The sequence below is a fragment of the Minwuia thermotolerans genome (assembly GCF_002924445.1).
Taxonomy (GTDB): Bacteria; Pseudomonadota; Alphaproteobacteria; order Minwuiales; family Minwuiaceae; genus Minwuia; species Minwuia thermotolerans.
Genome location: NZ_PIGG01000073.1, coordinates 12,717 through 36,915, shown reverse-complemented (window position 1 = coordinate 36,915; position 24,199 = coordinate 12,717). Strand labels below are relative to the sequence as shown.

The 24,199-nt window shown below is 68.4% G+C and carries 16 protein-coding genes; 4 read left to right on the top strand and 12 right to left on the bottom strand.

The window, feature by feature from the left end; translation table 11 throughout:
* Positions 1-13 precede the first annotated feature (13 nt).
* The 9 genes from CWC60_RS20935 to CWC60_RS20895 form a co-directional block, all read right to left on the bottom strand.
* Positions 14-1,573 (bottom strand): formylglycine-generating enzyme family protein, encoded by a 1,560-nt coding sequence (locus CWC60_RS20935; protein WP_109795872.1) that lies wholly within the window; start codon positions 1,571-1,573, stop codon positions 14-16.
* Positions 1,554-2,783, bottom strand: coding sequence for an ABC transporter permease (locus CWC60_RS20930; protein ID WP_109795871.1), 1,230 nt, complete (start codon positions 2,781-2,783; stop codon positions 1,554-1,556). The genes CWC60_RS20935 and CWC60_RS20930 overlap by 20 nt, the downstream gene beginning before the upstream one ends.
* Positions 2,783-3,499 carry an ABC transporter ATP-binding protein gene (locus CWC60_RS20925; RefSeq protein WP_109795870.1) on the bottom strand — a complete coding sequence of 239 codons (717 nt, stop codon included), beginning with the start codon at positions 3,497-3,499 and terminating at the stop codon, positions 2,783-2,785. The genes CWC60_RS20930 and CWC60_RS20925 overlap by 1 nt, the downstream gene beginning before the upstream one ends.
* A 2-nt stretch (positions 3,500-3,501) precedes the next feature.
* Positions 3,502-5,493 (bottom strand): vWA domain-containing protein, encoded by a 1,992-nt coding sequence (locus CWC60_RS20920; RefSeq protein WP_109795869.1) that lies wholly within the window; start codon positions 5,491-5,493, stop codon positions 3,502-3,504.
* Complete coding sequence (locus tag CWC60_RS23375) at positions 5,490-6,623, bottom strand: tetratricopeptide repeat protein (RefSeq protein WP_125182847.1); 1,134 nt, start codon at positions 6,621-6,623, stop codon at positions 5,490-5,492. The genes CWC60_RS20920 and CWC60_RS23375 overlap by 4 nt, the downstream gene beginning before the upstream one ends.
* Positions 6,624-6,634: 11 nt before the next feature.
* Positions 6,635-9,379: a virulence factor SrfC family protein gene (locus CWC60_RS20910; RefSeq protein WP_109795867.1), complete on the bottom strand. Its 2,745-nt coding sequence runs from the start codon at positions 9,377-9,379 to the stop codon at positions 6,635-6,637.
* A gap of 11 nt (positions 9,380-9,390) precedes the next feature.
* Complete coding sequence (locus CWC60_RS20905; protein WP_109795866.1) at positions 9,391-12,384, bottom strand: virulence factor SrfB; 2,994 nt, start codon at positions 12,382-12,384, stop codon at positions 9,391-9,393.
* 83 nt (positions 12,385-12,467) lie between these two features.
* Entirely contained in the window at positions 12,468-13,946 is a 1,479-nt protein-coding gene (locus tag CWC60_RS20900; protein ID WP_109795865.1) for an SrfA family protein, read from the bottom strand.
* A gap of 22 nt (positions 13,947-13,968) precedes the next feature.
* The gene (locus CWC60_RS20895; protein WP_109795864.1) at positions 13,969-15,630 is read right to left on the bottom strand and encodes a VWA domain-containing protein; all 1,662 of its coding nucleotides are present in this window, start codon (positions 15,628-15,630) and stop codon (positions 13,969-13,971) included.
* Positions 15,631-15,756: 126 nt separating this feature from the next.
* Between CWC60_RS20895 and CWC60_RS20890 the strand changes: the two genes are divergently transcribed.
* Both CWC60_RS20890 and CWC60_RS20885 read left to right on the top strand, forming a co-directional pair.
* Positions 15,757-16,896 carry a S1 family peptidase gene (locus CWC60_RS20890; protein WP_109795863.1) on the top strand — a complete coding sequence of 380 codons (1,140 nt, stop codon included), beginning with the start codon at positions 15,757-15,759 and terminating at the stop codon, positions 16,894-16,896.
* A 238-nt stretch (positions 16,897-17,134) separates the two neighbouring features.
* Entirely contained in the window at positions 17,135-17,536 is a 402-nt protein-coding gene (locus tag CWC60_RS20885; RefSeq protein WP_109795862.1) for a response regulator, read from the top strand.
* A gap of 41 nt (positions 17,537-17,577) precedes the next feature.
* On the opposite strand, the gene CWC60_RS20880 is transcribed toward CWC60_RS20885, so the two are convergent.
* Positions 17,578-18,345, bottom strand: a complete 768-nt coding sequence (locus tag CWC60_RS20880) for an SDR family NAD(P)-dependent oxidoreductase (protein ID WP_109795861.1) — start codon at positions 18,343-18,345, stop codon at positions 17,578-17,580.
* A 69-nt stretch (positions 18,346-18,414) separates the two neighbouring features.
* On the opposite strand from CWC60_RS20880, the gene CWC60_RS20875 reads away from it, so the two are divergent.
* Together CWC60_RS20875 and CWC60_RS20870 are read left to right on the top strand one after the other, a co-directional pair.
* Positions 18,415-19,074, top strand: coding sequence for a DsbA family oxidoreductase (locus CWC60_RS20875; RefSeq protein WP_109795860.1), 660 nt, complete (start codon positions 18,415-18,417; stop codon positions 19,072-19,074).
* Between the two features lie 36 nt (positions 19,075-19,110).
* Entirely contained in the window at positions 19,111-20,343 is a 1,233-nt protein-coding gene (locus CWC60_RS20870) for an MFS transporter (RefSeq protein WP_109795859.1), read from the top strand.
* Between the two features lie 9 nt (positions 20,344-20,352).
* On the opposite strand, the gene mfd is transcribed toward CWC60_RS20870, so the two are convergent.
* Entirely contained in the window at positions 20,353-23,853 is a 3,501-nt protein-coding gene (mfd, locus tag CWC60_RS20865) for a transcription-repair coupling factor (protein WP_206420079.1), read from the bottom strand.
* Positions 23,850-24,131, bottom strand: a complete 282-nt coding sequence (locus tag CWC60_RS20860) for an FAD assembly factor SdhE (RefSeq protein WP_109795858.1) — start codon at positions 24,129-24,131, stop codon at positions 23,850-23,852. Before CWC60_RS20860 ends, mfd begins: the two co-directional genes overlap by 4 nt.
* Between the last annotated feature and the right edge of the window lie 68 nt (positions 24,132-24,199).

Here is a 24,199-nt window from a genome sequence, read left to right as displayed (position 1 = left end):
CGGACTGACTCCGTTACTTGCCGGCGTTGGCTGCGGCGTCCGTCAAGGACTGGATTATGGCTGGTCTGGCCCCGGTTCCCAAGCTTCGAATCTTTTCCAGGTGGCCGAGAACCCGGTCCGTCAGGGGGGGCAGGGTCCGCAGTCCGCGGTCGGCATATTCCACCTTCAGCACCGCCGCCTGCCCGTTCAGCTTCTCCTGGCCAAAATCGTCGGCGATGCGCGTCAGGCGGTCGAGGTAATAGCCGAGGTTGAATTCGAACGTCGCGTAATCCTCGGCGTGATTTTCCATGTAGCGGGCCTTGCGCGCTTCGTCGTCGACGGCGTCCGCCAGCGCCTTCCAGCGCTGGAAGGCGACGATGTCGAAGGTCGCCCGCCGCGCGGCGAAAACGGCGTTCGACAACAGCTCCCGGGCCGCCCGGTCGCGCTCCTGATTGCGGGTGCGGATGCTCTCGGCAATGACGAAGGAAAGATTTTCCAGCCGCCGCTTCATCTCTCCGTTCGGCGCCGCCTCGGCCAGGGCGCGGGCTTCTTCGACCGGATCGGCCTGTTCCGCGGCCAGCTTCGCGCCTTCGCCGTCGGGGTTGCGGTCCTCCTGCGGCAGGTTCTCCCACGCCTTGCGCACCGTCTCGATGCGGTCGCGCGACGGCAGGGCCGGCGCCACCAGGGCGAGGCGGAAGCCCGCGGTCTTCTGGCGCCGGATGCCGTGCTCGTCGACCGGCGGATATTCCTCGCGGTGGCTGGTGCGGATCTCGCCGGCCCGCGTCAGGTAGCTGCCGCCGCGCAGCACGAAGCCGCCGGCCTGGCCGTGCAGGTGGGAGACCGCGTTGAGCCGGAACGGCTCCAGCGCCAGCTCGGCGGCGTTGCCCAGCATGTCGAACAGGCCGAGCGGGTTGGGCTGAACCGTGCCGATCAGGTTCAGTTCCCGGTAGGAGTTGCCGTCGTGGATGACGAACTCGTCCAGGCGGCCCGGCGGCACGAAGGTCCGTTCGGCGAATTCGGCCGGGCCTACGGCGGTACCCCCGCGGGCGGCGAACTCCCATTCCGCCTCGGTCGGCAGGCGCAGGAAGCCGACAGCGCCCTCCTCAGCCGGCACGAGACCAACGGCGTTCCGCAGCAGCCATTCGGAGTAGCGCTCGGCGAACAGCATCGCCTCGGCCCAGGATATCTCCGTCGCCGGCAGCTCCAGATCGGGGTTGGCGGCGTCGGGGCAGGTTTCGCCGAGCGCGGCGCGCTGCATCGCCGTGACTTCGTACTTGCCCAGATAGTAGTGGCGGCTCCCGCCCCCGCCGGCCGCGGCGAAGGCGCCGGCCAGCCAGGCGATGCGCCGGTATTCGGCGAAGCCCCGGTCCGTCTCGTGGCTGCCCAGGGTGACGCGGTAGTCGTCGAGGGCGCCGCTGCCGGGCACGTTCACCTTCCGGAACGCCATGGCGCCGCCGCAGGGCATGGGCAGCACCAGGTCGCCCTCCAGGGGACGGGGGTTGAAGCTTTCGGAATTCCAGGTGATCTCCTGCGCGCCGGCCGGCAGCGCGGCGAGCAGCAGCAGGGCGGCCAGCCTACATCTCGCGGATTTCATCGCTTGGCTCCAGACGGGTGAAGTTGAGTCCGATGAGGACGGCGGGCAACAGCGAGAATAGGAGCACCACCAGAAGACCCTGGACGATCGCCGCGGCGGTTATCACGCACGCCGCGCCCTCGGCGCCGAAACTCGCCGCGAAATAGCCGTTGATCCAGGCTGCGGCGGCATGGGCCAGGGCCAGCGCCGCGCCGCCGCCGGCGGCGGCCAGCAGAACGGCCTGGACGGTGGGGAAGCCGATCAGCCAGTTCCGGCCGTAACCGATCAGGTTCAGCATGGCGACCGTGCGGCGCTTGCGCGCCGCCACCGCCCACTGGATGGCGGCGAGACTGCCGGCCAGGCCCGCGGCGCCGAGTATGACTATGGCGTCGAGCACCGCGCCGATATTGCGGTCCAGTTCGATGGCGGAGACGATCGCGCCCTCCTGGGCGCTGACGCTGAGTCCCTGGTCCTCGCGCAGGTGCCGCGCCAGGCCGGCGACATCCTCGATGCGGGTGGCGTAGAGACGGAAATTCGGAAAGACCGCGCGCGCTTCCCGTTCCGGACCCTCGGCGAAACCGAGTTCGGGCGCCGCGAAGCCGTCGCGGAACGCCTCGATGGCGTGCAGCAGTTCGGGCCGCACGAAGGCGACCACGCCGCCATGCCGCTCCGGCGGGGCTATGGCCGTGACCGCCGCCTCGATCCCCGCCGCCTCGATCCGTCCGTCGGCGCGTCGGCGCTCCACATCGACGAAGACGCGGTCGCCCTCCCCGAGACTTGCGCGCGCTGCGGCGGCAGCCGATAGACGCAATTCAGCGATCGAGCCGAGCGGCGGCGTTGCGGCGTCGAAGACGGGGTCGGCCGGGCCGGTGGGCACGAGAGAAACGCGGAGCGGGCCACCCTCTCCTGAAGCCGGGGTGATATCCACCTGGGCGGCGGCGAAACGTGTCGACGGCAGCACGAAGGCGACGTCGGGCCGCGCGCGCATGGCCTCGAACCAGTCGGCGTCGAAACGACGGGCGCCGGTGGCGTCCAGTGTGATGCGCCGCATCGCCGGGTCGGCGCGCAGGCGGTCGAAGATCTCTCCGATTACGCCGGTCTGCAGGCCATTCAGGACCAGCAGCGGCGCCAGCACGGCGGCGATGGCGAGTACGACCGCGACGGCGATCGGCCATTCGTCGGCGAGGTCCGCCGCCGACAGGCGCAGGAGCTGGACACCGCGCAGCCGCATCAGCTTTCGAACCCGATGGTGGACGTGCGCGTCGCCGGATCGTGGCGGCATTCGGCCAATGGCAGGCCGAACCCCTCGGCCAGCGCCCGGTCGTGGGTGACCAGGATCAGGGCCGCGCCCTGGCTTCCCACCGTTCGGGTAAGCAGGGTCATGACGTCGAGGGCGTTGGTCTGGTCCAGCGAAGCCGTCGGCTCGTCGGCCAGCACGATCGCCGGCTCGTGCGCCAGGGCGCGGATCACGGCCGCCCGCTGGCGTTCGCCGATGGAAACGCGCCGGGGCTTGCGCCGACCCAGATTCTCGATGCCGAGCCGGCGGAACAGCTCCGGCACCGGACCGGGGTCGTCGCGGCCCAGTAACCGGCGGGAGAGCATGGCGTTCTCCCTGAGACTGAGGAACGGCGCCAGCCCGCCGGTCTGCAGGACATAGCCGAAGTGCCGGGCGCGGATGTCGCGCACCTGGCTCCGCCGCTTCTCCCGCCAGAGCCGGGCCACGTCCACTGCCTCCGCGGCATCCCCGGGACAGATCGTCATCCGCTCCGCACTGTCGGGCCGCAGTGTCATGGCGATCAGGTCGAGAAAGGTGCTCTTGCCGGAGCCGCTGGGCCCGACGATGGCGACGCGGCCGCCTGGTGCCAGGCGGAACCGGTCGATGACCAGGCGAAAGCCGTCGCCGCGCCGCCGTTCGACGCCTTCCAGATCCAGCAGGGCCTCGGTCATGGTCAGGGAAGCGCGTCCAGCGGCACGGGATAGACCCAGTCGCCGGGATCGTCACCGTCATTGAGCGCGATCCAGCGGTCGGAATCGTCATGGAAACGCTGGTAGAGACGGACCTTGGAGTTCACGTCGTCGATGATGCCCTGCTGCTCGCCGACGCTCATGCGCTGCCAGTCGTCCTCGGTCAGCGACATGATCCGGCTCTGATAGGGTAACCCTTCAAGATACTCGCCCATCAGGCCGCTGGCGGCGAGGTTGCGGGTCTCGCCCTGCCCCACCCGGTTCGGGTCGCGGCCCATGGCGGTGGCGGCGCTGCGCAGCTGGTTGAAGAAATCGCTCGGGTCGATCTGCCCGGCGTCGAGGGCATCGACCGTAGCCGTCATGGTGCGCTGGAGGTCGCTCAACTGGTTCTTCGACAGCAACAGCCGTACCGAGAACGCCTCGACGGCCGGGTTGTCGAGGTCGCGGTCGATCGACCAGGCTTGGAACATCGGCGGCGCCTGGGCCCCGGAGACACGGCCCAGATAGGCCAGCGCCATGGCCCGGCCGACATCGGCGGCGGACTGGCGGATATCGGATTCCGCGCCCGTCTCCGCCGGGGGCTCGGGTGCATCGGGCAGGGCGCCCTCCTGCGCGGCCTGCCGTGTCCGTTCGACCTGCTCGACCAGGGCGTCCGTCAGGGCGCCCACCTTGCTTTCGAAGGCCGCCGGATCGCCCGATGGCACGGGATAGTAGAGCGAGTTGCCCGAATCCCGCCGCGCCAGCTCGGTGTACTGGGCCTCCGCCCTGGCGTGGTCGTCCCGGCCCACGGGCGTCTTCAGGTGCAGCACGTAGAGCGCGGTCGGCAGCGCGGAACTGCGCCCCATGATGTCGCGGCGCATGTCGCCGGCGGTGAGCTTCAGCGTGGCATAGGGCGAGGATGCGTCGCGGGCGCTGGCGTCGGTGATCAGCACCAGATAGCGGGCGTCGAAGCCCTGCCAGTCGATGCGGCCCATGGCGTGATCGAGCGCGGCGAAGGCATCCTCCGAGAAGGAGCGCGTCGAAACTTTCGAGGCGCTGAGCGGCTCGACCGCTTCCTGGAACCCGGTGGTGCTGTCGATCTCGTTCGGATCGGCGAAGGTGCGGGTGAGATATTCGACGCCTTCGACGGCGGCCGGATCGTCGCGATAGCCGACGACGCCGAAGCGCACCTTGTCCTTCAGGCCTGCCGCCTCGACGCGGTCGAGCACGCCGCGCATGACCTCGCGCGTGCGGCTGATATAGGGCTGCATGGAGCTGGAGGCGTCGATGACGAAGACGACGCCGGCGCGGAACTCGCCCAGTGCGGCGAGGTTCTCGCGGCTGTTGAGCAGGCCCAGTTTCTCCTCGTTCTCCGCGCGGGTGACGCTGGCGATGCGTACGGCCATGGCGCGGCGGCGGCTGGGCAGCCGCTTCGGCTTCGCCTCCAGGATCGGCAGCATATAGAACTGGCTCGCAAAATCGACATAGGCCTCCGGCTCGATCGAGATCACCGGACTGTCGGACGGCAGCGCACGCCGGTCGGCGGCCTGCCGCGCCTCGGCCGCGCGCTCGGTCAGATCGTCCGACGCCAGCCAGGCGTCCAGGGCCTGCTCCTCGTCGAAGAACAGCACCCTTTCGCGATTGGCGCGCTCGGTGAAGGCCAGCACCAGGGCGTGGTCCCACGGCACCGTCGCGGTCTCCGGCAGGAAGCCCAGCACCTCGCCTTTGGCATCGGATCCGACTTCCAGATAGGCGGGTCCGCCGCCGTCCACCGGATGGCGCTGATAGACATAGAGCGGCGTGAAGGGCGGCAGCGGCTGCGTGCCGGGCGCGCCGGGGCCTTCGGCCGTGGCGGCCCCGGGTCGGGTGAGAATCTTCTGGTAGAGCGTGGTCTTGCCGGGAATGAGCAGCGGCGTGCGGTCCTGCGCCCATGCGCCGCCGGCAATGCCGAGTCCCAGCGTGGCCAGCACGATCAGTGCGAGCGTTCGGACGATCATTGGAGCAACTCCTTCGCCTTTTCGCTGCCGGCCTCGGCCGCCTTGCGCAGCCAGAACACGCTCTGCTCCGGCGCGTCCGGCCGGTCGAGCGCGCCGGATTTCAGCATCTCGCCGAGGCGGACCATGGCGTCCACATTGCCGCCATCGGCCGCGCGTTCGTACCAGTCCGCGGCGATCGCGGCGTCCGGTTCGGCGATCACGCCGGCGTCCGGATCGTGGGTCGCCGGATCGTATTGCCGCGCCATCAACAGGGCCGCCTCGGACGATCCATTCTGCGCGGCGTACTTGCGCAGGATGAACGCCGCCTGAACCTCGCCCGCGCCATCGAAGCGCTCAGCCTCCGCCTGGGCGTCCGCTGCGGAGGGCTTCTCCTCGATCAGATAGGATCGTGCGGCATCAAGGGTCAGGGGGATGCGCGTTGGCGCCTGTTCCGCGGCGGCGGGCGCATCGCTTTCCGGTGCCGGCGCCTCTTCGGCGCTCGGCGTCACCTCGCCAGCGGGGCCGAAGACATCCTCCCGGAAATACCAGAGAAGAGCGGCTGCGATCAGCAGGAGGATGAGCAGCGCGCCGATAATGATATAGAGGCCGGTGCGGTGTCCGGCACGGCCATCCTCCTCGTCCGGGCGTGCGGGTTCGATGATCGCATCGCCGGCATTGGCTTCCAGTTCGGCGAAGGCCGCCAGCGGATCCTCGTCCACCGCCTCGGCCTCGGCTGCCGGTTCCGGTGCTGGCTCCGGCTGCGCCGCGGGTCGCTCCGGCGCGGGCGGCGGCGGGTTCGATGGCAGACGCATCGCGATCCAGCTCATGCGGTCATCGGCCCGATGGCCTGCGGCGTCGCGGAAACTGATCTGATAGGGTTGGTAGGGCTTCAGATGCCAGGTCGCGGAGGGACCGAATTCGAGCGACAACGCGCCGCCCTGGCGCGCGACCTCCGCGGGACGGAACCAGTTCTCGCCCGCCGCCCACGCTGCGGTCCCCTGCCGCGAGGGGTCGAGATGCTTCTCCACGCCGTCGATGCTGGCGGAAACCGCCACCTCGACCGTTGCAGGGTCCAGGTCGCCGGCGTTCATCAGCTTCAGGCGGGCATGGCCCGCGGCCATTTCCGGATTCTGTTCGACGACCACCGGCATTCAGGATCTCCCTAGTCTGCCGCCTCCGCGGGCTGCAGCGCGTCGCGCACGTCGATCCGTTCGATGATCTCGCCGAGCTCGCGGTTGTGCTCGTCGGAGATCTCGCGCCCCGATCCGTGACTGACATTGTCCATGCCCAGGCTGCGGAAGGCCACGCCCCAGTCGACGAAATAGTTGCGTTCCAGAGGCTCGCGCGCCGGACCGATCTCCATGCCTTTCACCTTCAGGGCGTCGGCGGAGAAGATCGCGCGCTCGGCCTCGCGCGGCGCTTCGGGAAATCCGGGCCGCTCGCCTTCTGGGAGCGCACCATAGCCCAGATAGGCGATGTAGTCGTTGATCTCGTAGACCGCGATCCGCACGGCGCGGTCGGCCGCGTCCTCCCATCGTGCACCGGCGGCAAGCGTCTCCTCGCGCACGGCTTCGGCGATACGGTCCAGCAACTTGTGGCGGTCCGCGCCCACGACGATCTCGTCGATCACCTCGCGGACGACGTCGCCCGACAGGCCCAGCGTACGCAGGGCTTGCTCGTCCTGCTGCAGGCGGCGCAACCGTGCCGTCCAGGCGTTAACGATGCGGTCGGCAAAGACCTCCGGCCGTTCCCGCCGCCGCGCGCCGCCGGCCGGCGCGGCCTTGTCGCTGGCGGGTCCCGTATCTCCGGCCCACGGGTCGTCATCGGCCCAGGGATCGTCGGAGCCATTGGCTGTCGGCGCCACGCCGTCGCCCTCGGCGGCCAGATCCTCATCCCGCAATGCGGCGACGTTGAAGAAGATGCCGCGCGCATCCGGCGCAGGCAGGGTTAGCGCCTCCATGAAATGCGCGAAGGGACGGAAATCCTGCCCTCGCACGGCGTTCAGCAGGTTCTTGCGGACTTCCTGCAGGCGCTGGTCGCGTTCGCGCCGGGCCGCCTCGCCGCCATCGTGGTAGAAACGGCGCAACGCGTTCTCCAGCCGGCCGACCGCATCAAGCAGCCTTTCGGCGCCCTGCCGCCGTTTCAGGTCGGGGTCGAGCACGCCCGACAGGCGGTCGACCAGGTAGGCTACACCCCCGTCATTGGGCTGCATGGCTGCGTTCCAGACCGCCTCCCGGTCGGAAAAGTGCTTTTCCACCAGCGCCGAACCCATGAAGGCGTCCTTGTACTGCTGAATGACGTTCGCCGACTGGGCGGCGGGGCCCCGCTCCACCAGGTTCTCGACGTCCGAATAGTCCATCAGATGGACCTGCTTCATGCCGGGATTGCGCAGGAACACCGTGTTGTCGAAGGCTGCGCCGTTCCAGTCCTCGGGCCAGGCGTCCTTGCCGTATAGCTCGAGGAATGACGAGTGCAGCCGCCGGTCCCACTTGCCGCGGCGGGAATCGGCTGTCTCTCCTCCCTTCTCGAGGAACTCGAGATCGAACTTCGTGAGCACCAGGAACAGCGCGTTGCGGACCCGCTTGCGCTGCGCCGGCGTCGCACCGTGCGTGGTCTCGATCCAGGACCGGACCATGCCGGCGAGGTCCTTCACCTCCTGCACGCTGGGGGGCATGCAGAGCAGCATGGCTGTCAGCTCCAGCTCGTCGGTGAAGCGCTGGAACAGGTAGGCGATCTTGCCCCGCAGGAACAGTTCGCGCAGCTGCAGGTCGCGGTCCGCCGCCGCGGGCGGCAGCTGCGTCAGCTTGAGGCGGGATCGCGCGCCGGGAAAGTCGAGCAGGTCCGTGTGCTCGAAGAAGGGCCAGGGCGCGTCCACCATCACCAGCTTCACCTCGGCGATCAGCGCGGTCAACGTCGCCCGCGGCAGTTCGACAGGCTTGCCTTCGCCATCCTTGTGGACCGGCTTCAGCGGCACCGTGTCCCGGGCGTCTTCCGGCGAATTGAGCCGGCTGAGCACGGCGACGTCGATGATCGTGTTGGGACGCGGTGGATTGCCCGTCTCGCGCGGCACGAGGCCGGAAAGCGCCGCCCGCGCCTCGGGCGGATTGCCTATGCGTTCCAGCGCCGTAGCAAGCGATACGAAGAGATCGGTGAAGGCTTCCAGCCCGCCCCAAAGCATTGCGAACAGCTTCGCGCGCCCGGCGACGGGCAGCCGCCCGCCGACCCGGATCAGCGCGTTCCAGTAGTCGGCGCGGTCGAGCGCACCCACCCTGCTCTTGAAATGGCGGCGGAAATACTCGCCCAGGTCGAACAGCTCGATCTCATCGAGATGCGCAGCCGGCTCACCGCTCCGCGCCTCCTGCTCGGCGCTGCGGATGGCGGCGCGGATCTCTTCCTCATCGGGCAGTTCGATCGACATGTTGTTGGGATCGAAGTCGGACAGGAAGCTGTTGGCGATGATCTTCACCAGATCGGTCTCGCTCAGCAGGCGCAGTTCGACCGGATAGTCCGGGTCCACGTCGCCCTTGTGCCTGGTGAACCGCGATACCAGCCCGGTGGATTCCCGATCGCCTGCCGGATTGATATCCTTCAGGAAGTCCTTGATTTCACCGCCGAAATCGATCTTCAACGGACCGTCTTGACGGCGCGCCAGGGCCGACACGAGATAAGACTTGCCGGCCTGGCTGGGCCCGAAGACGCCGACGCAGTTGCGCCTGTGCATGGCGCCGCCGATGCGGCGCGCAGCCAACCGGGCGCGGCGGGTATTCTCGATCAGGCTGTCGGCCTCGCTGGCGACGCCGACGGATTCGCCCCGCACCCTGTCGATCCACAGGCGCGCGTCGGCGCCGCCGCCCTCCAGGCGGCTCACCGCGTCCTTCAGCGCGCCGTCGCGTTCGATGTCCGCCATATCCTCTTCCCCTACTGGTTCAGCAGGATGCCGGTATCCAGCCAGTAGCCATCCTGGTTGTCGATGGTCTGCAGCCGGAGCCGGAGCTGGTTCTTGCCGATCGATGCGCCCCGGGCGTCTTCGATGCGGTCGATGGTGAAGGCGTCGACGATCTCCGGATTGTCGCGCCGCTGGTTGCGTTTCAGCGTGACCTGCAGCGGCGTGCGCGGATTGAGCTTCTCCGCGATTTCGGGGCTGGCGTAGTCGAGGCTGTAGAGTCGCGTGCCGGGCCACCAGTCCGCGTCGAACTGACGGAAGCCGAGTGTCATCGGCCCGCGGAACTCGAACGGCTCCTCGGGCAGTTCGTAGTCCTCGTCCTCCAGGTTGAGGCCGCTGTAGTAGACGTCGTCGGCCCGCAGCCGGTTGTCGCGGTCCAGCTTGCCGAAGAACCGCGCGGTCGATTTCGGTTTCAGATTGTCGGAGCGGAAGTTGAAGTTCCTGAGACGCCCCTCGCCGAGCAGGCACAGCATGGCGCCGACCGCCGCTGTCGTCTTGGGGTCGGAAATCGTCGCCGCGTAGTCCCGGAACGGATACCAGGAGCCGACGCGGAAGCTGTGCAGCGGCACGATGCGGTGCGGCGGCAGGGCCATGCTCTCGGCAAGCACCGCGTTGACCGCCGGCATGCGCGATGGCCGCCCGGACAGGATCAGGATGTCCGCGCGCGCCCGGTAGACGATTTCCGCGAAGGCCTGCAGCATTTCCAGCACCACGCTGCGGACGCTGAGATCGATGGCGCGGAAATGCACGGGCAGGGTCACCCCGGCCAGGTCGAAGCCATCGGCGCCGTGGCGGCGCGCCTCCTCGTTGACATGCGCGATGACCGCCTGGCTGGCTCGGTCATCCTCTCCGAACAGGTCGCCCAGGCGGATGCCGTCGGCATCGATGACGCCCGACATCAGGTCCCAGTTCTCGTACTCGCCGATGAGCCGGAGCGCGGCGGGCATCGCCACGTGGACGGCGAACTGCTGGCGGTAGAGCTGGTCCTCGACGTCCATGTCGGCGCGGTCCCCACCGAACAGCGTGTGCGCCAGATAGTCCGCGCGCTCGCCCAGACCGGCCTCGTCCAGCGCCTTGACGATCGGCTGCAACACGTGATCGCGGATGATCTGGTAGGCGATGTCGTCGCCGGCCAGGCTCATCCCCTCGCGGAACATCTGGGTCGGGAACAGCGTGACATTGGCCCCCTTGCCCTGGACCGCGTAGGAGGTCACGACCAGGTCGGTCGTGCCGCCGCCGATGTCCAGCGTGGCCAGGCGGAACTCGTCGTCCAGCCCGGCGGCGCCGCGATTGATCGGCAACCGGCTTCGCCCGAAGAACGCCCGGGCGTCGCCCGAATAGGCCATGGCGATCTGGCTGTAGAGATAGACGGCCTGGGTGGCGGAGGCCTCGTCCCACTCGATCTTGATTTCCGGCAGGTGGACGCCCTCGGCGACCTTCAGGGTCTGGGCGCCGCTTTCCGTATCCATCTCGACCGTCGCCTGGCCCAGGCAGAGATAGACCAGGTCGCGTGCCGCCTCGGCCTGCCTGCGGAGGATCTGCCGTTCGGCGAGCGGCAGCGCCGTGGGCATCGTCATGATGATGCGCCGGAGCCGCCGCGGCAGGTCCGCGTTGCGGCGGCGCAGCCGGTGCGCCGCCGAGTTCATCATCACCAGCGTCTGCAGGAAGATCTCGGTCAGGGCGAAGGACAGCAGGTTGGAGCGCGCATAGAGCGCCCGGAAGGACGGGAAGCGCTGCTCGTCATGGGCCGGCACGTGTGCGGGCACCTTGTGCAGCGGCTGGCCGGCGTCGTTGACCAGGGTGGTGAAGGCAACGCCGGTAGCCGCGGGCGCGTGTTCGCCATGCACCGCCGCATTGTTGAAACGCCAGCCGTCGCGGCGCGGATCCTCGTCCCAGAGATAACGCTTGGGCGAGGACATGCCCGTGGCGCCTTCGCTGCCGCGCCGGTAACCCGCCAGGCGCCGCGCCTCGGGGCCGATCCGCGCCACCGTCGGCCAGGCGAAGGCCGTGGCCCGCCCGCTGGTCAGCGAGATGTCGTCCTTGCCGAAACTGGCGCGATTGAACTCGATGCGGCTTTCGAACGGATCGGAATAGATCTGGGTCGGGTCGGAAAGGTCCCGGAGCTGCACCTTCACGGCCTGGGTGATGTCGGTGCCGACCTCGTCCGGCTGGGTCTCGATCAGCATGCCGCAGGTGCGCGAATTGCCGACGTCGAGCACCAGGTCGACGTCGATCGGCGTCGGCCGCGGATCGGTGAAGCGGTCGATCATGCGGATCTTCGGCAGCAGGTCGAGATCGGCCAGCAGGTAGATCAGCGCCTTGTAGCGCGCCACGTCCTCCTTTGGCCCTTCCAGCCGCTCGGCGATCTGTTCGTCGCTGGCGGGCCCGGCGTTCCGCCGCCGGCGCGACTCCTCGCGGGTGACCATGTCGCGGATGGCTTCCCGGCACCAGCCGGCAACCCAGTTTTCCTGCACGAACCAGTTGAGCGCCTTCTCGTCGGCGCAGATGGAGAACACGGCGCCGCGCCGGGCGTCGGCCTCCGACGGCGCGAGATAGGCCTCGCTCGCCCGCTGCGGCAGCAACTCGGTGTCGAAGGCCACGATGATGCGGTGGTCGAAGCCGTTATCGTCCGGCTCCGGCAGCTTCCTGAGACAGACCCGCGCCCAGTTCGTCGGGCCGTGGAAATAGTCACCGCCCTGCTCTTCCCGCAGCATGGGGAGCGGCATCCAGGCGTTCCCGAAGGTCTCCACCAGTTTCTTCAGGTCGACCTCGTAGGTGGTCTGCGCGTTCTCGTCGGAGAGGTCGACGCGGATCGGCGGCCCGGCGTCGCCGGGTTTGTCGTAGAAGCCCCAGTTGGTCTCCACGCCGGACGAGCGGTCCGCCACGAAGCCGAGATCAATGAGCTGAACGCCGCTCGAAGGGATCAGGGACAGCACGGGCGGGCGTTTCAGGATCGGCGCGAGCGGCATGGTCAGCGGTCACCTCGGACGGGCGCAGGGGTTCCGAGCGTAGGCAGGGTCTTGTCCATTGGTCAACGTGCCCCGCCGCTCACTCAGGGTTGAGCATTCCGGTTGAGATCGACCTTGAAGGTCTTGCCGTCGGCGTCCGTGCCGACGCACTGGACCTGCCCGTCATCGCCGCGGGAGCAGACCGTCTGCGACCGCTTGAACGAACTGCCGTCCGAGCATTCGAGATTCTCGAGTTCCTCCACCTGCAGATTGCCGTCCCTGACGGTCGCCTCAGCCGGCGCGCGGCAGGTCACGCCGTCCGCACGGCGGATGACGGCCTCGCCTCGGCCTTCCTCGTCGAAGTTGTACTCCTGGGTCAGCTTCTGGCGGGTCTGGGAATCCACCAGTCCGCTGTCGCTCCGCCAGTTGCCCTGCATGAACCCGGCCGACCCGTCCGAGGCGCCCTCCGGAATGGCGGGCGGCTCGCCGGCGTCCGGCGTCTGACCTTCGGGCTGCGCGGGCTCCCGGCCGGGCGGGGTTTCCGGTTCCCCGCCCTCGGGCGGCGCCTCGCCTTCTTCCGCATCGGGCGCTTCAGGCTCGGCTGGCGGTTGTTCCTCTGTCGCCGCTTCCTCGCCGGGAGCGGGTTGCTCCTCCGGCGTTTCGGCTTCTTCGGCGGTCGATCCGCCCTCGCCATCATCGGCAACGGCCCCTTCGGGCGCGACCGCATCGCCTTCGCCCGGAACGGCGGTGTCCTCGCCGGGGATCACCTCACCACCCTCGCCGGGTACGGCCACTGCATCCCCTTCGCCGTCGACGATAACGCCGTCGCGTTCGATGACCGTCCGGTCCGGATCCTCGACGACGGCGCCTTCCTCCGCCGGCGGCGGAGCTTCCGTCTCGTCCTCCAGCGGCCGTTCGATCGCTGGCGCCTCGTCCCCGCCGCCGACGACCGGCAGATCGTCCCACAGCCACCACAGCAACAGCGCCAGCAGAAGCAGCAGCAACAGCGGGACGAGCCACCACAGAAAGCCGAGGCCCCGGCGCTCGGGCGCCTCTCCGCTCGCCGCCGCGGGCGCAGCCGCCCGGGCCAGACGCGGCGCGGCCGTCAGCGTCTCGAAGGGCTGGGCGTCTTCTTCCCGGAAGCCCCAGAACGTCGCCACCGGCTGATCGCCAACAAAGTACAGATGGCCGTCGTCCGGCGTCTTCAGCGCCTGGTCCAGGACCGCGACGAAAGCCTCGGCCCCGCGCGGGTCCCTGCCCTCCTTGCCATAGGCCCTGAGCTCCGAGGCATAGGCGTCGAACTCGCTCTTCATGACCTGCAGGTCGAGGGAGCGTTGCACCTGGTCTTCCTCGGACAGGTCGGACCAGCGCACCGGCTCGCCCTCCACCGGGGAAATCCAGCTCACGGTCCTGCCCTGCGAATCCATGCGGGGAATGGCGAAGAAGTTGGCGTACTTCGCCCCCAGGCGCTGACGCAGCGCCGCCTGAAGCTGCAGATGGTTCTGGTAGACGGGCTGCCCGAAGGCGCCCAGGGGCTGATAGCGGTCCAGCCTGTCCTCGGCCAGTGTGGGTCCAGTGCGCATGCGTCTCGCTCCCGCGCCTTCGTCAGGGGTTGCAGGCGCTGGCGTCCGGCTGGCCGGTCGCTTCCTGCATCTCTTCGGTCATCTGGGCGGCGTTGCGGGGGGTGAAGACCCGCCCGCCGGTGGCGCCGGCCACGCATTGAAGCACGGCCGAGCGGCCGCCGCTCAGGTCGATGACATTGATCTTCAGCATCGGCTTTTGCGCCTTCAGCGCCCGGGCCGCGGCGCAGGGATCGCCGCCGCAGGTGTCCTCGCCGTCGCTGACCACGACCACCGTCGCCGGTCCGACCGACTTGGCGGCGTTGCCCGCGCGGCGGATCGAGTTGGCGAGCGACGTCCCCCGGCTGGGGCTGACGCCCCGCACCCGCGAAAGCAATTCCGGACGCTGGCTGTAGCCGTACTTCTGCGGCGTCGAGGTCTCGCCGCAGTCGGTGAAGCTCACCAGGCCGGTCTTGATGTCCTTGTGCAGGCTGGTGACCACATCGCCGATGGAATCCTTGGCCGCCTCGATGCGCGAGGGCGCGCCGGCGAAACTGTCCTGCATGCTGCCCGAGCCGTCGATCACCACCATGACCTCCGGCCGCTGGCTCGGGGTCCAGCCCGGTTCGCAGAGCGTGGGCGCCGGGCGGGTGGTTTCCGGGAGCTGTGCGACCCGCGGCGGCAACTCGGCTGCGGGCGGAACCTCCGGCGGCAGTTCGACCCGGGGACGTGGCGCAGGTTGCGGTTCCGCCTCGGCCACCGGCGGTTCGGGCCGGGGCTCGGGTTCCGGCTCCGGCTCCGGTTTCGGTGGCTCCACGACCGCGACGTCGGGGTCCGGCCCGGATTGCGGTTCCGGCTCCGGCGGCGGCAACTGGGTCCGCTCCTGCGGCAGCGGTTCACAGAGGCCGATGACCTCGTCGCGCATGGCCTCCACCCTGGCCAGTTCCGCCTCTATCGCCGCCAGCCTGTCGCGCGCGGCCGGCACCGGATCCACCGGCGGCGGCGCGGGCCTGTCGCGTTGGACCAAGACCGGCTCGACAGGCTGCATGAGCAACCAGATCAGTGCGCCGAGCGCCACGAGCAGGAGCCCCGGCAGCGCCCAGGCGAGCCAGCCGAAGCCGCCGGTTCGCGCCGGCCGCCGGCCGGGACTGTCGGTTTCGTCGTCTGCGGCCGTGTCGGCTTCCGGCAATGGCGCCACGTCGGCCGCCGCCGTGCCCGTTCCCGCCGGCGCAGCCATTGCCTTCCCGGCCGCCGGTTCCAGGACCGGGACCGCCTGGCCCTCGGCGGCATGGCCCCAGTTCACCAGCACGGGCTGATCGCCCGCTGCGTGCAGCGCCTCGAAGCCGTCAGGTGTTACCAGGGCCAGACGCATCATGTGGCCGGCGATGCGGCCCGCGTCGCCCTCGCCTGCGATCCGCTGCGCCAGGGCCTCCACGCGGCCGGCGATTTCCCGGTGGCGCTCGCGCAGGCGGGCAGCCTCCGCCGGCGGCAGGGCGCCGAGCGGCTTCAGCGGCGTTCCGTCGACAGCCCGCCAGACATGGCCGCCGTCGTCAGGCGTCGGCGCCGCGAACAGCGCCGCGGCTTCCGGGCCGATCCGGTTGCGCAGGATCGACGCAATCTGCTCCCGGGCAGCGACGACATCCCGTCCCGCGGCTCCGAGCCTGCGGATTCCGGCGCTGTCCTGGGTCCTGATTCCGCGCTCAGCCATTCAAGCCTTCGATTGCTCTGCCGGGAGACAGGTTCGGGAAAGGTTGTCCGGTTGTGGTTTCATCCACAACATACGAGCCGGTCATGGCTGAACCAAGCCTGACCACAAGCAGACAGGAGAGACGCCTTGAGCAACGCCGAGGCCAGAGACGATCGGAATGCGCGCGGACATATCCCGGCCTTTGGGGCGTGGCTGGCGGTTTCCGTCCTGCTCGCGCTCGCTGTCGCCACTGCGCTGACCTGGCTGCTGCTGCGGGAGCCGGAGACCGTCGTCCGTGATGGCCCGGTACCGCCGCCGCAGCCGCCGACGGCCGAAATGCTCGCGGAAGTCGAACGCCTGGATGCCCTGTCCTTCGAAGCCGGCAAACGTTTGCAGGAAATCCTCCGGGCCGTGGCCGCCTACGAGTGTCCGCCCGGTACGGCGCCCGCGGACCGGGCACGGTTCGAGGCGCTGAAGGAAAAGGCCAGGGCCATGCTTGCCGCGGCCGGGGATATTCTGCCCGACCGCGCCGCCGCGCCCGCGGCACAGGCTGAGCCTGCGGTGGCCCGGGCGGTAGCGCCTCCGACGCAGGGACAGGCCACGCCGATGTCAGTCGCGGCGTTGTCGCAATTGCTGGAAAAGGCGGTCGTCTTTGTCATCTCCTTCCAGGACCGCAGACCGGTGGGGACCGGCACCGCCTTCTTCATCGCGCCCGACCTGCTGGTGACCAATCGCCACGTCATCCAGGAGGGAGATGCGGAACAGATCATCGTCACCAGCGAAAGCCTGGGGGACGTGGTCCGCGCCCGCGTGATCGCACGCTCCCCCGACGGTCGACCGGGGGATCCGGACTTCGCGCTGCTCCGGACGGAGCGTCCGGCGGCGCCCGGGGTACTGCCGCTCTCCCCCGCGCATTCCAAGCTGATGGACATCATCGTCGCTGGCTATCCGGGGCTCGCGCTCCAGACCGATGCGGGATTTCTCAAGCTCGCCTATGGCGACCGCACCTCCGCGCCCGACATGCACCAGAACCGCGGCGAAATCCGCTCGACGCAGGAACTGCCCGGCACCACGTCGATCATACACACCGCGGACGTGCTGACCGGCTACAGCGGCGGTCCGCTGATCGACATGTGCGGCCGGGTCGTTGGCGTCAACACCTTCATCCAGGTCGACCGCCAGCAGAGCGGCAAGTTCAACAGTGCCCAGTCCACCGGCGATCTGGTGCAGTTCCTGAACCGCAGCAACATCGATATTCCGGAACAGCAGATGATCTGTAAAAAGTAAATAAGAATAATTTGTTAGGGAAAATACCTCAAGTATCAACTGCAGTGTGATGGCGGTAATTCATTACAGCATATCTGGTGTGACACGTTGAGGGCATGCAGGGCTTGGCATCGACCTTGCTGCCTTTTGAGCATGAACGCAGTTTCGCGCCGCCGTGGCGGTCCGAATCGTCAGATGAGAAGCGAAATGGGAATCGCGTTTCGCTTTGCGTGGCAGATTGAAAAGGTGCTCCGACCGAATGCGCGTACTCGTCGTCGATGACAGCCAGGCGAATCGAAGCATCGCCCGCGTGTTGCTCGAGAATGCCGGCCACCGGGTGATGGAGGCCGACGGCGGCGAGGCGGCGGTGGCCGCCGCGAGCGAATTCCTGCCCGACGTCATCCTCATGGATGTCGCCATGCCGGGCATGGACGGTCTGGAGGCGACCCGCGCGATCCGGCGGCTGGAAGGCGACGTCGGGACGACGCCGGTCGTCGCCTGGACGGCCCACGACATACCCGGCATGCGCCGCCAGACCAGCGCCGCCGGCATGAACGCCTATCTGACCAAGCCTGTGGTGCGGCAGACGCTGATCGCCACCATCGCCGCCTTCGGGCGCTCCCGCGGGCCGAACCGCTTCGACGCGGTACAGTCGGCCTGAGCTGCCGATCCCTTAAATTCGACTGCAAAAACCTCTTTTATCTATTTGAAACCTATGGCGAAACCATCGTCGACACTGACGATGGATCCGTTCATGAACCGCCCCTCCTCGCCGGCCAGCAGCAAGAGCGCGCCGTCCAGATCCGCCGGCTCGCCGACGCGCGGCCGCGGGAAACGCGCCAGGAAGGCCTGTCCGCCCTCGGTCTTCCAGTAGTCGGCGTTCATCTCGGTTTCGATATAGCCGGGACAGATGGCGTTGGTGTTGATGTCGTGGCGCCCCCATTCCAGCGCCATGGCGCGGGTCATCTGGTCCATCGCCGCCTTGGACATGCAATAGATCGAGAGTTGTCCGATCACCCGATGCGACAGGGTGGACGAGATATTGATGATACGCCCGCCGCCCTTGCGCTCGATCATCGACTTCGCCGCCGCCTGGGCCATGAAGAAGGCGCCCTTGAGATTGGTATCGAGGACAAAATCGTAGTCGGCCTCGGTGATGCGCTGCATGGCGTTGGGCGCGGTGACGCCGGCGTTGTTGACCAGAATGTCGACGGGGCCGAGTTGTGCCTCGACGTCGTTGAGGCAGGCTCCGATCTGACCGATGTCGGTCACGTCCAGGTCCACGGCGTGGGCGCGGCCGCCTGCCTCGCCGATCTTCGCGACCAGTCCGTCCAGCTTCTGCTTGCGGCGCGCGCCGACGCCGACCGATGCGCCCGCCGCAGCCAGAACCTGCGCGAAATGCGCGCCCAGCCCAGAACTCGCCCCGGTGACGAGCGCCACCTTGCCGTCGAGTCTCCGATTCTTTTCCATTGTCCCCTCCTGCACCGCTACCATGTCCGGTTATTGTGTAGTGTTTAGAGAATGCCTTAGGCTTGTCCCATGATTATCGACATCGTCTCAGACACGGTCTGTCCGTGGTGCTACATCGGCAAGCGCAAGCTTGAAGCCGCGCTCGCCAGCCGTCGCGATGTCAAGGTTCAGGTAGGCTGGCGACCGTTCCAGCTCAACCCGGAAATGCCGCGGGGCGGCATGAGCCGGGAAGCCTATCTCGCCGCCAAGTTCGGCGGCGTGGAACGCGCCGCGCGCATCTACGAGAACATCCGAACCGCCGGCGCGCAGGTTGGTATCGACTTTCATTTCGAGCGCATTCGCCGCACCCCGTCGACGCTGGATTCCCACCGGCTGATCCGCTGGGCCGCCAATGACGAGGCCCAGCAGGAGGTCGTGCAGCGCCTGTTCGACGCCTATTTCGTCAATGGCGAAGATATCGGTGACCATGAGGTGCTGGTCCGCATCGCCGGCGAGGCGGGCATGAATGCTGATCTGGTGCGCGACCTGCTGGCCGGGGATTCGGACCTGGACCTTGTGCGCCAGGAGGACTCGGTGGCCCGCTCCATGGGCATCAACGGGGTCCCCTGCTTCATCATCGACCGGAAATACGCCGTCTCCGGCGCGCAGGACGTGCCGGTCTTCCACAAGGTCTTCGATCTCGCCCTGAACGAGACCGTAAGGCCCGAGGACGCCTCCGTCACCGGCTGAACGCGTCAGCACGCCTCACTCGAACCGCCGGAATCGATGACGATTTTGGCGGCCATGATGGCGCGCTTCCTACTTACCGATGCGGGACGGCTTTCGCTCGCGGGATTCGCGGCGACCGCGATCGCGTTCGGGCCCGCGCGGATGGGCTTCGGTCTTTTCCTGCCCGCCTTCCGGGCGGACTTCGGGCTGACGACGGCAACCGCGGGCTCGATCGCCTCGGCGGCGTTCGGCGCCTTCCTGGCGGCGCTGCTTCTGACCGGCTGGCTGACCGGCCGTGTGGGGCCGCGGGCGCCGGTCGCGCTGGGCGGGATAGCCGCGACGGCGGGACTGGGCCTCATCGCCGCGACGGGCAATGTGTTCCTGCTGGGTGTCGGCGTGGCGCTGGCCGCGTCGAGCGCCGGCTTTTCGTGGACTCCCTACAACAACACCGCCGCGCGGAGTCTCGTCGACGGCCAGAAGGATCGTGTGCTTTCGGTGGTCAGCACCGGCACCACCTTCGGCATTGGATTCGCGGGCGCTGTCGCGTTTGCAATGTTCCTGGGGGAGTTCGGCTGGCGGGCGCCCTGGGCCATGTTCGCCGGTCTCGCGGCGGTCTCGCTTCTGATCAATGTGCTGGCGCTGTTCCACATGCGCCAGAGCCGGGGACCCGGCGGCGCGGATCTGCCAGCGCCGAGCGACTGGCCGTTGCGGGAACTGGTGGCCTACCGACCCGCATGGCCGATGTACATACTGGCCTTCTCCTTCGGTCTGACCAACGCGCTCTACCTCTCCTTCGCAGTCGATCACATCACCCGCGAAGGCGGCCTGACCGGCCTCGATGCGGCCGCCGCCGGGCCGGTTCTCTATATTGCCTTCGGTGTGGCCGGCGCGCTCGGCCTGCTGACCCGGCAGATCGAGGGACGCATGGGTCTCCCGGCGCTGCTGCGTGCGATCTTCGCCGCCAGCGCCCTGTCGCATATCCTGCTCGCGCTGGCGCCGTCGTCTTGGGCCGGAGTTCTGGTTTCCGCCGGGCTGCAGGGCGTCTGTCTGATGATGCTGAGCGCGGTGCTGGCCTTCTGGAGCGCACGGCTCTTTCCCGACCTGCCGTCGGTCAGCTTCACGGCGGCCGTCTTCTGCGTCGCGGCCGGGAATGTCCTGGGGCCGCTGGTCGCCGGTCAGCTGGAGGAGCCGATCGGCTTCGGTGCGGTCTTCGCCGGCGGCGCGGCGGTTTCCCTGCTGACCGCCCTGATCTTTCCTGCCCGTCCTGTCCGTCGGGCCTCGGCGGCGTGAGCGCGCGGCTTAGGCGGCCTTCTCCGCGATCTGGGCCAATCCGCGCGCGAGGCTGCGCACGCCCTTGACCCGCGTCGACAGGTCCGACCAGTCGCGCAGATAGACAAGGGTGTGATCGGGGCGAAGCTTCGCCGTGCCCTGCTGACCGGAAATGAAACGCACGAGCCCGCCGGGATCGGGGAACTCGTTCTCCCTGAACAGCACGGTGGCGCCCTTCGGTCCGGCGTCCAGCTTGGCGATGTTCGCCGCGCGGCACAGGCTCTTGATGGCGACGACGTCGAACAGGTTGTCGACTTCGGGCGGCAGCGGCCCGAAGCGGTCGATCATCTCCGCAGCGATGGCCTCGATCTCGTCCAGGTCGGCGACATGGCCCAGGCGCTTGTAGAGGTCCAGCCGCGCGGACAGGTCGGCGACATAGTAGTCGGGGATCAGCACCGGCGCCCCAAGGTTGATGTTCGGCGACCAGTCGCCGCTCTGGGCGTCGGTCTGGCCCCGGGCCTCGGCCACCGCCTCCTCCAGCATGGACTGGTACAGTTCCACGCCCACCTCGCGGATCTGGCCCGACTGCTCCTCGCCCAGAAGGTTGCCGGCGCCGCGGATGTCGAGATCGTGGCTGGCCAGGGTGAAGCCCGCACCGAGCTGGTCCAGGGTCTGGAGCACGCGCAGCCGCTTGTCGGCCCCATCGGTAACGCGCCGGTTCGCCGGCACGGTCAGATAGGCGTAGGCGCGCGTCTTGGAGCGGCCGATGCGGCCGCGAAGCTGGTAGAGCTGGGACAGACCGAACATGTCGGCGCGGTAGACCACCATCGTGTTCGCATTGGGCACATCCAGGCCCGACTCCACGATGTTGGTGGAGACCAGCACGTCGTAGGAGCCGTCGTAGAAGGCGTTCATCGCGTCCTCCAGCTCCCGGACAGGCATCTGGCCATGTGCGACCACGAATTTCAGCTCCGGCACATGGTCCTTCATGAATGCCTCGACGGCGGCGAGGTCGCTGATGCGGGGGCAGACGAAGAAGCTCTGACCGCCGCGATAATGCTCCCGGAGCAGGGCTTCCCGGGCCACGATCTCGTCGAAGGGCAGCACGAAGGTGCGCACCGCCAGCCGGTCGACGGGCGGCGTGGCGATGACCGAAAGGTCGCGGATCCCGGTCAGCGCGAGCTGCAGGGTGCGCGGGATCGGCGTGGCGGTCAGCGTCAGCACGTGGACGTCGGATTTCAACTCCTTCAGCCGCTCCTTGTGCTTGACGCCGAAATGCTGCTCCTCGTCGACGATCAGCAGGCCGAGGCGCTTGAACTCGACGCCCTTGCCCAGCAGCGCATGGGTGCCGATGACGATGTCGAGCTGGCCGTTCCTCAGGTCCTTCCTGACCTCGTTCGCCTGCTTGCCGGGAACCAGCCGCGACAGCTGGCCGATCCGGACGGGGAAGTCGCGGAACCGCTCGAGGAACGTCTGGTAGTGCTGACGGACCAGCAGGGTGGTCGGCGCGACCAGCGCCACCTGCATGCCGTCCATCGCCGCGATGAAGGCGGTGCGCAGCGCCACCTCGGTCTTGCCGAAACCCACATCGCCGCAGATCAGGCGGTCCATGGGACGCCCGGCGGCCAGGTCGCCGATCGTATCGTCGATCGCCCGCGCCTGATCGTCGGTCTCCTGATAGGGGAAGCGGTCGCAGAATTCGTGGTAGGCGCCGGCGGGCGGCGTCAGCCTGGGCGCATCGGCGAGCTGGCGGCCCGCGGCGACGCGGATCAGGGCCTCGGCCATCTCCTTCAGCCGCTGTTTCAGCCGCGCCTTCCGCGTCTGCCAGCCTTTGCCGCCGAGCCGGTCCAGGGTGACTTCGCCCTCACCCGAGCCGTAGCGGGACAGCAGCTCGATGTTCTCCACCGGCAGGTAGAGCTTGTCGCCGCCGTCGTAGATCAGCAACACGCAATCATGAGCCGCGCCGACGATGTCGAGTGTCTCGAGTCCTTCGTAGCGGCCGATGCCGTGTTCGCTGTGGACCACCAGGTCGCCGAGCTGCAGGTCCGACGCGTTGGCGACGAAGTTCTCCGAACGCCGGCGCCGGCGCCGCTTGCGCACCAGCCGGTCACCTAGAACGTCCTGTTCCGAAATCAGCACCGCGTCGGGCGCCTCGAAGCCGGCTTCGATGGACAGCACTGCGAGGCCGACCACGTTGCGGTCGAGCTTCATCGCCTCGTCGAAGGTCTCGACCTCGGCGATGGCCCGGATTCCGGCGTCGCGCAGCATGCCGCCCAGGCGTTGCCGGGCGCCGTCGGAATAGCTCGCCACCATGATCTGGCGGTCGGGCGCCAGATCCTGGATATGGCGCGCAAGCGCCTCGTAGACATTGGCGTGCGGCGTCGCCCGCTCCGGCGCGAAGTCCCGTCCCCTGCGGCCCTGCAGATCGTGGATGACCGGACTTTCCCCGTCGCCGACGTTGAACGGCGTCAGGGCGGCCACCGGCTGACCGGCGAGATATTCGGCCCATTCGCCGGGCGCAAGATAGAGCGCGTCCGCCGGCAGCGGTCGGAAGACCGCGCCGGCGCTCCCCTGCCCCGCGGCGGTCGCCTTCACCGCTTCGGCGCGGGTGACCTGGTAGTCCTCGATGGCCGCGAATCGGCTTTCGGCGGCGTCGTCCGCCAGGTGGTCCAGCACGAGCGCAGCCTCGCCGATATAGTCGAACAGTGTCTCCAGACGGCGATAGAAGATCGGCAGCCAGTGCTCCATCCCCGGAAAGCTCCGGCCCTCCGAGACCGCCTCGTAGATCGGATCGGACTCGGCCTTGATGCCGAACAGCTCGCGGTAGCGGGCCCGGAAATGGTTGGCGCGACGTTCGTCCAGCACCAGTTCGCTGACCGGCGTGAGCGCAAAGCTGTCGACCCTGGCGAGCGTCCGCTGGCTCATGGGGTCGAAACGCCGGATGCTTTCCAGCTCCCGCCCGAACAGATCGAGCCGCACCGGCTGGTCGTCGTTGGGCGGGAAGATGTCGATCAAGCCGCCGCGGATCGCGTACTCGCCGGGTTCCATGACCGTGCCGGTGCGGCCGTAGCCCTGGGCCACCAGAAAGGCGATCAGCTCGGCCTCGTCGATCGGATCGCCGACCCGCGCGGCGAAGTGGCCGCCGCTGACCTCGGCGCGCTCGGGCACGCGCTGGGTGATGGCGTTCACGGTCGTTAGGATCAGCCGCCCGGCGGCGCCGTTTTCCGCCAGCATGCCAAGCGCTTCCATGCGTTCGGCCAGAATCTGGCGATTGGGCGAGGAACGGTCGAAAGGCAGGCAATCCCAGGCCGGAAAGACCACGGGCTCCAGCGCCGGCGCGAAGAAGCGGATCATGTCAGCTGTCGCGGCAAGCCGCTGGTCGTCGCGGGCGACGAACACGGCGCCGCGGTCGAGTTCCCGCGCCAGATCCGCCAGCAGGCGTGCGTCGAGACCCTCCGGCGCGTTCTGGACGGTGATCCGCCCCGGGCCGGCGAGCTTGTGGCTCAGTGGCGCGCGTTCTGTGACCGTCACGATCCGGGCTGGGCGAAGTTGAAACGGACGAGCATGCGGCTGACCTCGTTGTCGTATTCGGGGGGTATGGGCTTGCGGCCCACGACCCAGGCGAGAATTTCTGGATCGCCGGCGTGCAGTATCGCCTCATAGAGGTCGAGTTGCCGGGCGTCGAACGTCGGCAGATTGCGCTCCGCGAAGCGCGTGAGCAGGATATCGGTCTCCTTGGTGCCCGTGTAGTGGGACCGGTAGAGCAGCTTTTTCCGCCGCAGCTCGAGATCGTCGTCGGTCGCGTCCATGAATCCGGCCTCGCTGAATGGAACCGCTGATATAACCGTCCGGTGGCGGGATGTCAGGGTGCGGCTTG

What these genes read in the sequence shown, in the direction of transcription:
- CWC60_RS20860 (WP_109795858.1), bottom strand. Translation starts at nt 24,131, where the DNA reads ATGGACGCGACCGACGACGATCTCGAGCTGCGGCGGAAAAAGCTGCTC.
- CWC60_RS20900 (WP_109795865.1), bottom strand. Translation starts at nt 13,946, where the DNA reads ATGCGCACTGGACCCACACTGGCCGAGGACAGGCTGGACCGCTATCAG.
- CWC60_RS20870 (WP_109795859.1), top strand. Translation starts at nt 19,111, where the DNA reads ATGACGATTTTGGCGGCCATGATGGCGCGCTTCCTACTTACCGATGCG.
- CWC60_RS20910 (WP_109795867.1), bottom strand. Translation starts at nt 9,379, where the DNA reads ATGGCGGACATCGAACGCGACGGCGCGCTGAAGGACGCGGTGAGCCGC.
- CWC60_RS20905 (WP_109795866.1), bottom strand. Translation starts at nt 12,384, where the DNA reads ATGCCGCTCGCGCCGATCCTGAAACGCCCGCCCGTGCTGTCCCTGATC.
- CWC60_RS20875 (WP_109795860.1), top strand. Translation starts at nt 18,415, where the DNA reads ATGATTATCGACATCGTCTCAGACACGGTCTGTCCGTGGTGCTACATC.
- CWC60_RS20885 (WP_109795862.1), top strand. Translation starts at nt 17,135, where the DNA reads ATGCGCGTACTCGTCGTCGATGACAGCCAGGCGAATCGAAGCATCGCC.
- CWC60_RS20930 (WP_109795871.1), bottom strand. Translation starts at nt 2,783, where the DNA reads ATGCGGCTGCGCGGTGTCCAGCTCCTGCGCCTGTCGGCGGCGGACCTC.
- CWC60_RS20895 (WP_109795864.1), bottom strand. Translation starts at nt 15,630, where the DNA reads ATGGCTGAGCGCGGAATCAGGACCCAGGACAGCGCCGGAATCCGCAGG.
- CWC60_RS20935 (WP_109795872.1), bottom strand. Translation starts at nt 1,573, where the DNA reads ATGAAATCCGCGAGATGTAGGCTGGCCGCCCTGCTGCTGCTCGCCGCG.
- CWC60_RS20920 (WP_109795869.1), bottom strand. Translation starts at nt 5,493, where the DNA reads ATGATCGTCCGAACGCTCGCACTGATCGTGCTGGCCACGCTGGGACTC.
- CWC60_RS20925 (WP_109795870.1), bottom strand. Translation starts at nt 3,499, where the DNA reads ATGACCGAGGCCCTGCTGGATCTGGAAGGCGTCGAACGGCGGCGCGGC.
- CWC60_RS20880 (WP_109795861.1), bottom strand. Translation starts at nt 18,345, where the DNA reads ATGGAAAAGAATCGGAGACTCGACGGCAAGGTGGCGCTCGTCACCGGG.
- CWC60_RS23375 (WP_125182847.1), bottom strand. Translation starts at nt 6,623, where the DNA reads ATGCCGGTGGTCGTCGAACAGAATCCGGAAATGGCCGCGGGCCATGCC.